Origin of the sequence: Litorivita pollutaquae (assembly GCF_003205515.1) — a bacterium.
GTDB lineage: Bacteria > Pseudomonadota > Alphaproteobacteria > Rhodobacterales > Rhodobacteraceae > Litorivita > Litorivita pollutaquae.
The window spans coordinates 282,844-296,593 of sequence record NZ_KZ826483.1; the positions used below are offsets into that span (position 1 = coordinate 282,844).

12 protein-coding genes are annotated in these 13,750 nt (G+C 56.3%); 8 read left to right on the forward strand and 4 right to left on the reverse strand.

The genetic code is table 11. From position 1 onward, the window contains the following. Positions 1–13: 13 nt before the first annotated feature. The 4 genes from DI396_RS07870 (at position 14) to DI396_RS07885 (ending at position 5,468) form a co-directional block, all read left to right on the forward strand. On the forward strand, positions 14–1,192 hold the full coding sequence (locus DI396_RS07870; RefSeq protein WP_110795642.1) for an NAD(P)/FAD-dependent oxidoreductase: 1,179 nt from the start codon (positions 14–16) through the stop codon (positions 1,190–1,192). Between the two features lie 695 nt (positions 1,193–1,887). Then, positions 1,888–3,972: a hypothetical protein gene (locus DI396_RS07875; RefSeq protein WP_110795643.1), complete on the forward strand. Its 2,085-nt coding sequence runs from the start codon at positions 1,888–1,890 to the stop codon at positions 3,970–3,972. After that, on the forward strand, positions 3,969–4,973 hold the full coding sequence (locus DI396_RS07880; RefSeq protein ID WP_110795644.1) for a hypothetical protein: 1,005 nt from the start codon (positions 3,969–3,971) through the stop codon (positions 4,971–4,973). The genes DI396_RS07875 and DI396_RS07880 overlap by 4 nt, the downstream gene beginning before the upstream one ends. Before the next feature lie 183 nt (positions 4,974–5,156). Next, the gene (locus DI396_RS07885) at positions 5,157–5,468 is read left to right on the forward strand and encodes a DUF6916 family protein (RefSeq protein WP_235851782.1); all 312 of its coding nucleotides are present in this window, start codon (positions 5,157–5,159) and stop codon (positions 5,466–5,468) included. Between the two features lie 18 nt (positions 5,469–5,486). On the opposite strand, the gene DI396_RS07890 is transcribed toward DI396_RS07885, so the two are convergent. The 3 genes from DI396_RS07890 to DI396_RS07900 form a co-directional block, all read right to left on the reverse strand. Beyond that, positions 5,487–6,020, reverse strand: coding sequence for a GNAT family N-acetyltransferase (locus DI396_RS07890; RefSeq protein ID WP_235851783.1), 534 nt, complete (start codon positions 6,018–6,020; stop codon positions 5,487–5,489). A gap of 191 nt (positions 6,021–6,211) precedes the next feature. After that, on the reverse strand, positions 6,212–6,751 hold the full coding sequence (locus DI396_RS07895; protein ID WP_110795645.1) for a phage tail protein: 540 nt from the start codon (positions 6,749–6,751) through the stop codon (positions 6,212–6,214). Between the two features lie 10 nt (positions 6,752–6,761). Then, positions 6,762–7,280: a phage tail protein gene (locus DI396_RS07900; protein ID WP_110795646.1), complete on the reverse strand. Its 519-nt coding sequence runs from the start codon at positions 7,278–7,280 to the stop codon at positions 6,762–6,764. An 87-nt stretch (positions 7,281–7,367) separates the two neighbouring features. Between DI396_RS07900 and DI396_RS07910 the strand changes: the two genes are divergently transcribed. From DI396_RS07910 to DI396_RS16420, 3 genes are all read left to right on the forward strand, one after another. Beyond that, the gene (locus DI396_RS07910) at positions 7,368–7,685 is read left to right on the forward strand and encodes a hypothetical protein (RefSeq protein WP_110795647.1); all 318 of its coding nucleotides are present in this window, start codon (positions 7,368–7,370) and stop codon (positions 7,683–7,685) included. Beyond that, on the forward strand, positions 7,631–9,454 hold the full coding sequence (locus tag DI396_RS07915) for an Ig-like domain-containing protein (protein ID WP_110795648.1): 1,824 nt from the start codon (positions 7,631–7,633) through the stop codon (positions 9,452–9,454). The genes DI396_RS07910 and DI396_RS07915 overlap by 55 nt, the downstream gene beginning before the upstream one ends. Positions 9,455–9,595: 141 nt before the next feature. Further along, entirely contained in the window at positions 9,596–9,838 is a 243-nt protein-coding gene (locus DI396_RS16420; RefSeq protein WP_162617184.1) for a hypothetical protein, read from the forward strand. Positions 9,839–10,091: 253 nt separating this feature from the next. On the opposite strand, the gene DI396_RS07925 is transcribed toward DI396_RS16420, so the two are convergent. Further along, entirely contained in the window at positions 10,092–11,114 is a 1,023-nt protein-coding gene (locus DI396_RS07925) for an MBL fold metallo-hydrolase (protein WP_110795650.1), read from the reverse strand. A 563-nt stretch (positions 11,115–11,677) separates the two neighbouring features. Between DI396_RS07925 and DI396_RS07930 the strand changes: the two genes are divergently transcribed. Continuing rightward, positions 11,678–13,744, forward strand: coding sequence for a TonB-dependent receptor domain-containing protein (locus DI396_RS07930; RefSeq protein WP_110795651.1), 2,067 nt, complete (start codon positions 11,678–11,680; stop codon positions 13,742–13,744). The last annotated feature ends 6 nt before the right edge of the window (positions 13,745–13,750 follow it).

Consider the following 13,750-nt stretch of genomic DNA (forward strand, 5'->3'; position numbering starts at 1 on the left):
GAGGAACAGGAACATGGACACAACTGTCATCATTGGCAACGGAGTAGCGGGCACAAATGCCGCCGCAACCTTGCGAAAGAATGGATATGAGGGCGCAATCAAGCTTATTGGTGAGGAAGTGGCGCTCCCCTATCAGCGCCCGCCTCTCTCTAAGGCCTGGCTGCGCGGATCGGACAGACCACAGCCCACGCCGATACGCCCACTTTCCTTTTTCCAAGACAATAACATCGAACTGATGCGCGCGCGAAAAATCGTCAAAATTGACAGAACGAAGCGAAGAATTCGCTTTTCAGATGGTAAGACGACGAAATTCGATACTCTGATTCTTGCGACAGGCGCCACGCCGCGCCGTCTTGATGTGCAGGGGGCGGATTTGAAAGGAATTCATTATCTGCGGCACCTTGGCGATTCAGCAGGTTTGCGTCAGGCTCTGGCCGGCGCCGACTGCAACGACGTTGTCATCATTGGGGCCGGCGTGATCGGTCTCGAGGTCGCCTCTGCCGCAGTTGATCTGGGAAAGACGGTCACGGTTATCGAATCTGCCGCGCGCGCCATGGCCCGCGTTGCCTCGCCTGCAACAACCAATTTCGTCACTCAGTCGTTGGCAGATGCGGGTGTGAAATTCCTGTTCAACAAGAAAATCGAAGGCTTCGGTGCCGCAGGTCAACGCATTTGCGCGGTCAATCTTGGCGATGGAACCGAGGTGAAGGCCGATCTTGTGTTGGCGGGCATCGGTGCCACCCCCAATGTCGCGCTTGCCGAAGCTGCGGGTTTGGAATGTGACAATGGTATCTGCGTCGATCTGGATATGCGGACATCCGACCCAAAAATATTCGCAATCGGCGATTGCGCCCGCGGTGACAATATATATGCGCCCGGAAAGCTGCGCATCGAAACCGTTCACAATGCCATCTCGCAGGCACAAATTGCGGCAGCCGCGATTTGTAACAAGGAACGTCCCGCCCCGGTGCCGCCACGGTTTTGGTCTGATCTTAAAGGCATGAAGGTTCAGGCGCTTGGGATCGCGGCCGGTTACGATCTGGTGCGCAGCGATGCGACACAAGATCCATCCGCTTTGGAGGTGCATTTGAAATGCGGTGACCGGCTTGTTGCTACTGAGACTGTGAACCTACCCAATCGTCAGAGCACCCTTGCGAAAGCGATTTCTCCCGCAGCTTTGATAGGTGTCTAATAAGGATATACCGCATTTGTGGCAGTGAGGTTTTAACGGGAATGCCATCGCAGATCTTCTGTTTTGCCGCCGGACACAAGGGCAAGAAACCGCATCGTCGCACATACATCCCCTTGTGTAGGATTTCTCCTCTCCAACCTCCCTGTGGACACCCCCCTGGCGGCATCGGTCCTTTCGATGCCGCCGCCTTTCGACACTCTACTGAGCGGGCGTTTCCCAAAGGCCCCAAATAATGACCTGACCCTGTCGCAAGGCTTTCGCGCCAGCCAAGGCCTGTGGGGTATTTAAGCTGCTGGAACACCGGCCTCTTGGTCTATGCGCATCCCGATGCATGGCCGGGTCAAAACGGTTCCGCCATAGCTTTTTCCCGTCGGGCGTTGATCAAACTCTATCTTGATGGGGTAGGGGGGCGGATCAATTGGGATGTGGTGACAGCCGAAGGCAACGGAAATCCAGTGGATGAAACGCTCTGTGGATTGCGCCGACGCGTTGTGGACGGGCCGGGGCGGATGCCGGACGTCACTGACCAGAACATGTGGAGATGTTGCCTTAACAGGAGCAATATCCGTCAAATACCTCGTTCCATAAAATCTGACTTAATTGCGCCGCGAAAACGGTGTTCTGGCATGTTGTCCATGGGTAATCCTCCCCGTAAGGGAGAGTGTATATTTTATACACAACCACAAGGCATCGTTATGCAGTTACGAGATTTCGCCGATTTCAACTTCGCCCGCTTCGAAGCGCAAAAGGCCGCGCTTACGAAGGCATACCTCAAGAAATCAGGCGTTGAGGCACTTTCGCCCAAGACCCGACTCGGGCGCCACGCGCGGTTGATGGTGGTCCAATCAGCATCCATCACGGCGGGTGTCACGGCGGTTTCATCTTATACGAACCTTCTCGCGAACACGACTGTGCCACCGGCAAGTTTCACGACCACACCCGAGAAAACGCCCGGGATCAACGATCAAGAACTGCAACAAGCCTACCAGGTCTTTCAAGAGCAATATGCCGCGATGCAAGGCACCGCGAGTCAATGGCTTAGCAGTCCGGGGGGCGGGGCCAGTATATATTCGCAATTGTCGAGCGTTCCGGCAGGCGTGCAAAATATCGACCCGACGGTGCAATACTATCTTGATCAGCTTGCGGTTCTCCTGCCCGGAAGCGCCGCGTATGAAGAGGATTTGAATAATCTGAATGCGCTTGTTGGTACCGAGGTTAACGCAGTCTCCAATTATTCGACATTGATTGGCGACTTCGGCCAATCAATGGGGCAACAGACGGAGAACATCGTCTTGCAGTGCGAGACGGGCACCATTGCAGAGATCATCGATGCATATTCGGACGAGATCGGCAGCTTGAACGACAGTATGGCTGCGCTGCAAAAAGAAATAGCTGACGATAATAATAAATTGATTGGCGATTATGTCGCGATCGCGGCTGAAGGCACGACCGCTATCATTGGCATCGCGAATTGGTGGAACCCAGTGGGCTGGTTCACCATGGGAATGGCAGCCTATGGCCTGTACGAGACCAGCACCGACATCATGGCGCTGAATGCAGAGATCGCGATGGACGAAACCGCCCTCAACCAGCAGAGCAATGCGGTGGCTGCAGATACAAGTCAGGTATCGCAATTGCAATGCTTTGCGACGCAGGTGCAGGGGTTCGATCAAATGAACGCGGTCGCCCAACAAGAGCTGATTACGTTGACCAACCTTTACAATGAGTTGGTCGAATTGTTGCAGGAAATGACCGATGATCTTGAAAATGAAGATATCGCGGCCGCAAGGGAAGAATGGACGGCCATCATGGCTGCGGCCGGAGAGCTCGCTTTGACGACGCTCTACACTTGGCCGCCGCGCAGTCAAGTGTATCAGCAGAACACGACAGCCCCATTTGACGGAGGCGTGTTTGTCGTAAAACCCTCCGGTTCCGTCATGTTCAGCGGCTACAACCAGAATGGCTGGACCGACACCGGGCAATGCGCCGTAAACATCGTCGCGGCTGGCGAAATCGCACTGACGATCAACGCCGCGCCTCAAGACGGTTCAGCCATCGCCCAGAGTTATAACAGCGATTACTACCTATACCTATACAGCCAAGGCGCCTGGGGCCCCATAAGTGATTTTCCAGTGTCTAACATGGCAACGGATGGGACCCGCATATTCTGCTCCAAGTATGACACGACCGGACAATTGATGCCCTACGTCTTCCAGTACGATGGCGCCTCCTGGACCCAACTTCCGAAATTCCCCGTTGAAAACGACTTTCCGGCCGCCTTGGCGGTGTCGAAAGGCGTGCTTTATGCGCGCGCTAATAACTCGGGCGCAATTTATAGCTATGATGGATCCTGGAGCCCGGTGACGCCTCCTGATCAAAGTGCCAGCAGCTTGACAGGGTCCAATTCCGCGAGCGGATATTTGGGATATATCGGCACCGACCAGACCCCCTATTTGTACAACGGATCGATTGGCGAGGCCGAGGTTTCCGGCAACCTGAACACCATTGTTCAGGCACAAAGTGTTGCTGGTGCGCAGTATCAGATATCCACAGATCAGAACCTGTTTTACTGCATCGTAGAGGGCGGCAGTCCGGTGGACACGCAGGTTGCAACCAATGCGATCTATGTGACCGCGTCCCCTGACAGCGGAAAACCGGTCTATACCGACGGCACCGGGCAGACATATTACCTGTCAGGAAGTCCCGGTGACCCGAATTCCAACTGGATAGCATTTCCGGCGATACCGGATCAGGCCAACATCACGGGAGCAAACGCATGAACGGATTGGCGCGCACGGCCCAGGACACGGTCATCCCATTTTATAATTCCATCCTCAAGGTGCAGGCCTACTTGACTGCGACGAGGGCCGTCGTTCTCCCCGCCCAAATCACCGGCGATCCAAGTTATGTCCAGCTTGTGAACGACTTCAACGCCTGGCGAGAGGGGCTTTGGGATTCGTTCTGGAGCGCGCTGCTGAATGCGCAGGTCGTTTCGCAGGTGCACCAGATATCCCAACTTTTCTCCCAGAACGAGATCGCGCCGGTGCCGGACGACATCTTTCAAAGTGAGTGCCGGAAGGTGTTCTTCAGTGACAAAACAATTTCAACTGTGCAGGTGCAGGCGGTGAAGCTGGCATCGGGGGTAGGGGAGGGCCAGACCTATCTGAGCCAACTCAGCTCCATCGTGACGACGTTCACGCAAGTGGACAAAGCCAAGGTCGCGGCGGCGTTGAAGCTGGTCGAAGAGCTTAACACTCAGTTTCAGGAACAAGAGCAATCCCTGAATGCCGATATGCTGGCCGCCGATGTGGCCTATGCAACAATGGCGATCAATGTCAGCATCAAGATTGGCGAGATGGCCGCCGGCGATGAGGCGGCTGATCCGATCACACCGCTGATCGAGGGCGTCATCAAAATTGGACAGGATGTCGGCAAGGCGCTTCAGCTCACGGGCGAGATACAAGATACGCTGACTGCGTTGATGGAGGCCGTCCAAGTGTTGAACGCAGATGAGTATCAGCTGATGCAGATCGAGATTTGCCGGTCTCAGCTCGCCAAAGTGACCGAGGATTCGGGGCCGGCACTTCAAGGCTTGGCCCGGATTGAGCGCCTTTGGGGTATCTCGGCTGGCCTCACCAAGGAAGATATTGACATCTGGAGCGCGCGCGGTGCCGAAGATTTATCGAATTGGGCGGCGCTTTCATCGTTGTTGAGCTTTGAATTGCCCACAAGTCAGACGATTCAGCCGTCGTCCTCCGGGGCTTGGTCAATCACGCCATGACGTCGAAAGATAACGGGATGCGGCGGGCGCGGTTTTGGCCCATGGACCGGCGCATCCTTTTCCTATCCTTGAAATTTGCCCAAACATCATAGGGTATTTGGGTTACAGCAAGCATGGCTTAGGGTCTATTGAGGTGGAGGCGCCCCACGTGCTCTAAACTCTTTTGGGGGCAGTTGAACTTAGATGAAAGATACAGGTAAAATGAACGACTTAAGAGATATGACGGCCGAAGATTTTTCCAAGATGGAAGGGTCTGTGTTTACCGTTACCTCAATAGATACAAAGCTTGATCTTGAACTCATTGAGGTCAAAAAACTCGGTTCCGGAGAGAGAAATGGCGGCGCCTTTTCCCTGCTTTGGCAGGGGCCTTCCGAACCGGCACTTCAGCAGGCCACCTATTGTGTGTCACAGGCCGCAATCGGTTCGCATGATGTGTTTTTGGTGCCTGTAGCGGAGAAAGAGGCCGGATATCAATATGAGGCCATTTTCACCTGAGCAGAGCAGGATGATCCGTTAGAGTGACGGGGTCCAGCGTAACAGGTCGTAGACGCCTTTGTCTTCGACCACTGTAAATCCCATACGCCGATACAATGAGATAGCCGGATTCTGTTTCTCAACGTGAATGCCGATGTTTTTTCCACCGTTGGCCGCTGCATCCTCCATCAGATCCGACAGAATAGCACCGCCCAGTCCTTTTGCACGTGCTTCGGGGATCAGGGCGATATCAATAATCCGATGCTCAGTGTCCCAGCGTTCGAAATAAAGCCGCCCAATCTGAGTGCCCCCCTGCTCGATGATGAGCCACAGCGCATCAGGATAGTGTTTCTGGTAATGCTCGTGCTGTGCAGAAAACTGCATGTTGATGAAGGCCTGTTTTTCCGGCTCGTCCCATGGTGTGCGAGATAACTCGTCCTCACGCGTCGAACGGTAAAGCCGCGAGAGAAACTCCATATCGCCTTCGGCCATTTCACGATAATGAATCCCGTAACGGGACGCGTGTTTCGTCGGTGGTAAGTGTGGTGGGCATGCGTTGGCCATCTGGATCATTTCTTTGAGGAGGGCGATACCGTCATTTCGTGCAATAATTCAGGCGTGTCCGGCATGGCGGTGTCAACTGGCATTGATCATCCTTCATTTGTGCCGCGTGCCCCTGTGGATCGCCAAGAGATAGGCCTCTTGGATCGTCCGACATTTCATCACAAACGCCCCGACCTTACTTCCCACAATATGCTCTGCACTTAACCGCGCGAGGGATATAGCCCGGCCAGTGCGATAATGAAATTCATCACGAGAAAGGGCTGAAGGTTCGTGTGGGCCTGCCCGCCACCAGCTGAGCTCATGGATTGCTCCGCCATATCAACAAGATTGGTGCTGGTATTTGTTTGATATATCGGGTGCGGTGGAAAACCACCCGGTTGTGCAAGTGATGTCGTGGTGTCCGGAGCCACGTTTGTATCCGCGGTGTCCGTTGTTGCTCTCAGCGTATGGGTATGCGACGGGATTTGCGCCTCAGTCAAAGTAACCGTTTCGACGCCGGTCTTCTCCCCCAGACGGCGGGACCTTAGGCAGGGTCCGCGTCCGGGGTGCATCGGCGCGCGCCCCTGAAGGTTGGGCAGAGCGGTTGTGCTGCGCCCGTCGCCGCCGTACGTCGTGCCGATCAGTGAAAACAAAGCTGTATTGTTTGCTACGGGCAGCAATTGGCCATCGCAAAAGGCCCAGCCCCGCGGCGCAAAACTACCGGCGAATATGCGAATTTCGGCAATGAAGGGTTCCGACATATCTGGTCTCCTAATTACGACTTGGATAAACGCCGTACAAAGCGATTATGAAGCTAACGCATAGCGTTGGCATGAGGTTGACGTGAGACTGCGTTCCACCGGTGTTTGTAACTGCGGAATATGCCATGCTCTCGTTTTGACCTGCTGCCTTATAAAAAGAGACACCAACGCCTTTTGCGACCACGGCTCCCATGGGCTGCGCTGCGGTGGCATCTTCCGTATTGGCATTCAGGCTGTGCGAATGGCTGGCCATTTGATTGGATGTAATCGTCACGTCCTCAGTGCCGCCTTTGCTTCCCAAACGCCGCGGACTTAGCCCCGGCCCGCTACCTTGGTGCAGCGGTACGCGACCGCGCATGTCCGGCAGCGCAAAGGTCGTGCGACCATCGCCGCCATAGGTCGTGCCAAGGAGGGAAAACAGGGCGTCGTTTTGTGAAACGGCGATCAGTTGCCCATCGCAAAAGGCCCAGCCGCGTGGCGCGAAGTTACGGGCAAACATCCGAATTTCGCCAACAAAAGGTTCTGACATATTGGTCCCCTGAGACTAGTTGCGGGAGGGAAAGAGGCCCTGCAGCGCGATGCAGAAACTCACGGTGGTGTAAGGCTGCATATTATTATGCGCCTGAACGACAGCATTGATCCCTCCGTTGCCGACAGCGTGACGATCACCGTCACGGCTCCGACGGATACAGAGGCCCCGGTCATTGGGGCTATCGCGGATATTGCGGTGAACACAGATGCAGGGGGCAATACGGCATCGGTCGTACTGACTGCGCCGATCACCGACAATTCCGGTGAGACTATTGCTCCGGTCTTCTCCATTCTCGGGAGCACCATCACCAGCCCCATGATTTTCCGGTCGGCACCACGACTGTTACGGTGGATGCGCAAGACAGCGCGGGCAACCAAGCAACCCAGCGAAGCTTTGTCGTGACCGTGACGGACACGACCCCCCCGAATGCGCCCGTCATTGGGACAATGGGCGCCACTCCGGACAGCCGCGTCGGTCTTGAGGGCACTGCCGAGCCGGGCAGTGCCGTGGCCATAACGTTCCCCGATGGCAGCACCCAGAGTGTTATAGCGGACGCTGGTACAGGAGCGTTCACCGTTACCTCCAATACGCCGCAGCAATCGGGTGTGGTCACACTTGTCGCAACAGATGCAGAGGGGAACGATTCCGTACCCACGACGGCCGGTTTTACTGGTGATGACACCCCGCCGACGATCTTGATCGGTGCGTTAAGCGGGCCGACCAGTGGCACGTATATCGCCGCGATCACCCTGTCCGAAGACAGCACTGACTTTGACGCTGCCGATCTGACTTTGACCAATGCAACAGCGACTCTCACCGGCTCGGGAAGCGATTATACCGCGACATTGACCCCGGCCGCCGACGGCACCGTTTCCCTGTCTGTTGCTGCGGGTGTTTTCACTGACGCTGCGGGCAACAGCAACGGAGCGTCGAATACAGTGAGTGCCGTTTTTGCAGGGGTTGCGCCAACAGTTAGTATTTCAGGCGCACCCGAAGCTCTTGCGGGCGGCAGTTCGTTCACGGTCGCCATTGCCTTCTCTGAGGTCGTGACGGGCTTTGTCGCGGCTGACATCAGCGCCACAAATGCCACTGTGACCGCTCTGACCGGCGGCGGGGTATCCTATGTCGCAACGGTGCATGCGTCAGGGACCGGGGATGTTAGGGTTGCTGTCCCTGCCAATGTCGCTTTCGGCGCTACCGGGCATGGCAATCTGGCTTCCAGCCAAGTTGTTATTGCCGACGTCAGTGTGCAACAGACACAAGAGCATATTGCGTCCTATATGCAGACCCGGGCCAATCAGTTGATCAGCAACCAGCCCAGTTTGATGTCGTTCCTGTCGGGAGAACCGCGTGGTAAATTCAACTTCGCGGTCACGCGAGGGGCCGGCAGTTTCGACGTTGCCACCGGTGCCACCGGTGCGCGCTATCCCGTCTGGGCGCAGGCCAACGGATCGTGGACGAACGATGGAGACAGTGAAAGTGAATATGTGTTCGGTGCATTAGGTGGCCACCAAACCATAAGCGAAAATCTGCTGGTTGGTGCGATGCTTCAATTCGATCACCTGAGCGAAGATGAAGGCGTAGCTTCGGTCCGTGGGACCGGGTGGATGGTCGGGCCCTATTTCGTCGCCCGAAGCGCCACACAACCGCTCTATTTTGAGGGTCGATTGCTCTATGGTGAGACCAGCAACAAGATTTCGCCGTTCGGAACCTATGAAGATAGTTTCGATACGACGCGTTTGCTGGCGCAGCTGAAAGTTGCGGGAGAGCTTTCCTATGGCAGAACTCTCCTGACCCCTTTCATGGATGCATCTTATTCCACCGATGACCAACACAGTTATGTGGATAGTTTGGGCAATACTATTCCCGGACAGGACATCGCTCTTGGCCAGATCGAGATTGGTATGGATTTCAGTATGATGCTGCCGGTCACCACAGGAGACTTGGAACTCTGGGGTGGAATCTCGGGCATCTGGTCACATATCGACGGTAGCGGATACGCCTCCACTGTCACCCCTGATTACGAGGGAGGACGGGCGCGGGTCGAGTTGGGCATCAACCACCAAGATTCCGCAGGTCACAACTTTACTGTGGGAACGTATTATGACGGTATCGGCGCAAACGGTTACGAAAGCTATGGGCTGAGTCTGGGCTATGAGATGCAGTTTTGATCTATGAAATGGCTTTCGCGTTGTTTTTAACGATGTGCCGAAATTAGGAGGTCGTCACGGTACCTTGTAGCATCGCCGCTTGCGCTCAAAGGTTCAGCGAAACCCACCGCATCGCTATGCTTTTGATGTCTGGAATGTCCCGTGAGGGTGAAATTCAGGGGCTTCTTTGGGGCGAGCTTTGATCGCAATCGCGAACCAAATGGCACGCGGCGCGCCAATGTCAGCAGCATCGCCGGCTTTCTGATCCAGTACCGAATTGGGGGCAATGGCTTGTCCGCCCGCATTCACGGGCACTTGCGCCAGCGTAAGCTTTTGTTGCCTACCGGTGCGATCGCGTTTCAATGGTTCCATCCGGGCGGCATAGGTATCTGTGCGCGCGGCTAAAGCAGATTGCTTTGCCGCAGGACCTGCGGGTCGCTGCGTGCGAGCCTCTTATTGTCACGTCAAATTGTCACACCAAAACTGAAGACGCTGCGCGCGCCGCGCAAATCGCGTTCCCGAATTCAAGCGCCTTTGATTGTCGCGCGACGGCCCAGTGCCGCAAAGGCTGCTCCGCTTTGATATTGGCGGAAGTGCATGCCTTGCATTTCGTGGGCTTGGGTCGATGCGGGCTTGCGCCGCGCGCTTGATGAAACCGTCAGGCCCGCGTGATGGCGCGGGTGCCATCGGCGCGATCGAGCCACCGGCAATCGCCGGTGCCAACGAGGTAGTTGGTATGGGCAAGCACTTCGGTAAAGGCAAAGCTCATCTCATGCGGGGTGAGGTCACGCGGGAACATCACCGGCACAAGTTCGGCTGCCGATTTCGGTCCGGTCGCGAGGGCCGCACGGATAATGTCACAACGCTCATGGTGGTGGGCAATCAGCGCGGTGCATCGGTCATGCAAACCATAAAACGGCATTCGGTGACCGGCCAAAACCAACACATCGTCGGGCAGGGTGCTGCGCAACCGGTCCAGCGAATGCAGAAACCCGCCCAGGGGATCACCGCCCGGTTCGAAGGCCATGACAGACACGTTGGGGCTGATCTTTTCGATGACTTGATCGGCGGCCAGAAGCAAATTCTCTTCGGGCAGATGTAGCATCAATTGTTCGGAGCAATGGCCATCGCCGCTCAAAACATGGAACGCGCGCCCGCCTAGGGTCAATACATCGCCGTCGCGCAGACGCCGGTAGGTGAAGGGCGGTTTCGACAGCATCCGCATATATTCCTGCCCCTGCGTGCTGACCAATGCCGCGACCTCGGGTGTCATGCCGTGGCTGGCGTAAAACCGGCTATAGGCCGTTGCCGCCAGAAGTTCGGGCGAATTGTAGAAGTTCATTGCCGACAGGAACGCCGTTTGGCTGGTCAAAAGCGGGATGTCCAGTTTGTCACAAAGCCAGCCTGCCAATCCGATGTGATCAGGGTGATGATGCGTAACGAACAGCCCGTTGAACCGATAGCCTTTCAAAGCGCCGTCAAAAAGAGCCTGCCATTGCGCGCGGCCGGCTTTGTCGTCAATGCCGGTGTCCACAATGATCCATCCGTCTCCGTCTTCGATCAGGTAGATATTCACATGATCCAAACGGAACGGAAGGGAAAGCCGCACCCACAAAAGACCGGGGCGGATGGTGAATACCTCGCCGGGGGCCGGGGCGGTGTCATAGGGGAAATCCAGCATAAAAAGGCCTTTGCGTCATGGGCAATTGAAACGTGTGGGGTGCCGTTGCGGGAAAGCAGCACTGCTTTGCGCGATGTCGGGTGTCGAGGCCGGCTATGATCCGCGCATCGTCACGGCGCATGTGCTTTGCCAGACTGCTTCCCGGGCACGATACTTGCTGCTTTATCGCTGCTAATCCGCCCTTGGGCAAGCCGGTAAGGCGATTGGTTTTACTGTAAGGTCTGGTTTTTAATGCATTTGCGGCATTGATATGGCGGCTCTAACCGACCGTCACGGCCCCCGTCGCGGACCGGCGGCGAGGTATCGGGCGGCGGGCGGATAGGGGGAGGTTCGCCTGACACAGGCATGGGAACATCATACGTTGGGGGCGTTATCGCATTGGAGCGGCGGGCGGCAGGTGGCCGCATATGGCGGCCATATCCGTGAAGGCAGCGAACGGCAGTTATGGTGTGAAAATACCCACAGACATTACTTGACAAAAATAATCAGATAAACGTAGAAGGGCGGCAGAACCGCAAGCGCCTCTGGTTGCCAGCCGATACCTGACATCCAAGGGGACTTTTATGACCACGCAAACGAGCCTGCGCGGGCTTGCGGCGGCTTTGGCCGTTGCGCCCGTTTTCGCAACGCCGGTTTTTTCGCAAGAGGCGGGTGAAACCGGCTATGGCGATTTTATCGGCACCGTCACATTGGGCGAAAGCCGACGCGGTATTCAAACCCAAACCGCCACATCCGAAACTGTGATTTCTCAAGAGGAATTGGACGAACGGCAGGCCACCTCGATGGGGGAGTTGCTTGATAGCGTGCCCAATGTGACGTTGGTGAACGGGTCATTGCCGCAAGGCGCGGGCGTGTCGATCCGCGGGCTTGGGGCCTATGGCGGCACCTATGGCACCGATGGCAAGGTTTCAGTTGTCATCGATGGCGTCGCCAGCGGCGCCGAAGAGGTGTATCGCAACGGTTCGATGCTCGCGTTAGAGCCGGAATTGTTCCGTGAAATCACCGTCACCCGCGGCCCCGCCGAAAGTTTCCAATATAGCTCTGGTGCGATGGGCGGCACGGTCGAGGCCGAAACCAAGGATGCGACCGATTTCCTCGAGGATGGCGATACCTTCTCGTTCCGCCAGAAATTAGGATTTGAGAGCAACGGCAACGGTGTGGTGGCGACCTCGATCCTGTCCTTTGCCCCCGATGACAGGTTCAACATTCTGGCCTTTGCCGGATACCGCGATGTCGATGCGCGCAAGGATGGGGCGGGCAAGGAGCAGGACGCCACCGGTTTCACGGCGCCTTCGGGGTTGCTCAAGGCCAACTACCATTTGACCGATGCCAGCACGCTGACCTTTTCGATGGCCTATAACGAGATCCCCGAAGATGACGTGCCCTATAACGCCTATGATCCCAGTTGGACCGACGTTTTGGTGGATCGCTACACCCGCGATACCACAGCCTATGCCGCCTATCGTTACAACCCGGCGGGCAACGATCTGATCAATATCGAGGCGCGGTTGACCTACAAAGACGAGGCGATGGAAATCACGTCGGTGGATACCTCCAGCGACCTCTACAACGCCGATCATGATACAAAAACCGTGGCCCTGCGGGTGAGCAACGAAGCGTTGTTTTCCGCCGGCACAGTGGCGCATACGTTGAGCACCGGTATCGAATTGAAAAAGCGCGAGCGTCAATCGACCAGCACGGCAGGCAGCAATGTGGGATATAACGATCTATCCGCGCCGGGCGGGACGGACGAATCCATCGCGGTATGGATCGCGGACGAGATCGCCTTTGGGGAGCGGTTCACCTTGACGCCGCAATTGCGGTATGAACGTCAAACCCTAACCTCTTATGACAATATTGACGGCGTGCAATGTTTCGGGCCGACCACATGTATCGTTACTCCGGGCTTGGCCGATGGCACGTCCTTTACCTCCGAGGCCTTCACCGGCGCGGTATCGGGGCGGTTTGCCCTGACGGATGATATCGCGGTGTTTGGGACATTGGCCTATAACGAGAACCTGCCGATCCTTGATGATTTGCGCAATGCAACCTACCGCACTCAAAAAGAAAAGGGCCGTACCATAGAGTTGGGTCTGTCTTACGACAGCGTGGGCGTGTTCACCGGCGAGGATGCGCTGAAGGCCAAGTTGACCGGGTTTCACACCCATATCTGGGATGGCACGACCTATTCCGGCGCGGCGGTGGTGGATCTGAAAGGGGCAGAGTTTGAATTGTCCTATGTGCATCCGGCATTTTATGCTGATTTCAACGTGGCCCGCACCCGCGGCACGGTGAATGACACCTCTGATCCGTTCAACTGGGCCCCGTCGGACAAGGCGCAGTTGACCCTCGGCAAGCGGTTCTTCGATGATCAATTGAACCTTGCGGTCGAGGCGGTGCATGCTTGGGAAAACACCCGCACGACCGGCACTTCGGGGGCGACCGCGCCCTCGGACAGCTACACGATCTATGCGCTGACGGCGGCCTATGTGCCCAATCATGGTGCGGCCAAAGACGTGGAATTCCGCGCCTCGGTCGAGAACCTGTTTGATGCCGAATATCGCCCCTACCTGAACACCCGCAACGGGCTTGGGCGCAACATCAAATTCTCGATCGCCAAAACCTTCTGACCCGAT

What these genes read in the sequence shown, in the direction of transcription:
- DI396_RS07870 (WP_110795642.1), top strand. Translation starts at nt 14, where the DNA reads ATGGACACAACTGTCATCATTGGCAACGGAGTAGCGGGCACAAATGCC.
- DI396_RS07875 (WP_110795643.1), top strand. Translation starts at nt 1,888, where the DNA reads ATGCAGTTACGAGATTTCGCCGATTTCAACTTCGCCCGCTTCGAAGCG.
- DI396_RS07880 (WP_110795644.1), top strand. Translation starts at nt 3,969, where the DNA reads ATGAACGGATTGGCGCGCACGGCCCAGGACACGGTCATCCCATTTTAT.
- DI396_RS07885 (WP_235851782.1), top strand. Translation starts at nt 5,157, where the DNA reads ATGAAAGATACAGGTAAAATGAACGACTTAAGAGATATGACGGCCGAA.
- DI396_RS07890 (WP_235851783.1), bottom strand. Translation starts at nt 6,020, where the DNA reads ATGATCCAGATGGCCAACGCATGCCCACCACACTTACCACCGACGAAA.
- DI396_RS07895 (WP_110795645.1), bottom strand. Translation starts at nt 6,751, where the DNA reads ATGTCGGAACCCTTCATTGCCGAAATTCGCATATTCGCCGGTAGTTTT.
- DI396_RS07900 (WP_110795646.1), bottom strand. Translation starts at nt 7,280, where the DNA reads ATGTCAGAACCTTTTGTTGGCGAAATTCGGATGTTTGCCCGTAACTTC.
- DI396_RS07910 (WP_110795647.1), top strand. Translation starts at nt 7,368, where the DNA reads ATGCGCCTGAACGACAGCATTGATCCCTCCGTTGCCGACAGCGTGACG.
- DI396_RS07925 (WP_110795650.1), bottom strand. Translation starts at nt 11,114, where the DNA reads ATGCTGGATTTCCCCTATGACACCGCCCCGGCCCCCGGCGAGGTATTC.
- DI396_RS07930 (WP_110795651.1), top strand. Translation starts at nt 11,678, where the DNA reads ATGACCACGCAAACGAGCCTGCGCGGGCTTGCGGCGGCTTTGGCCGTT.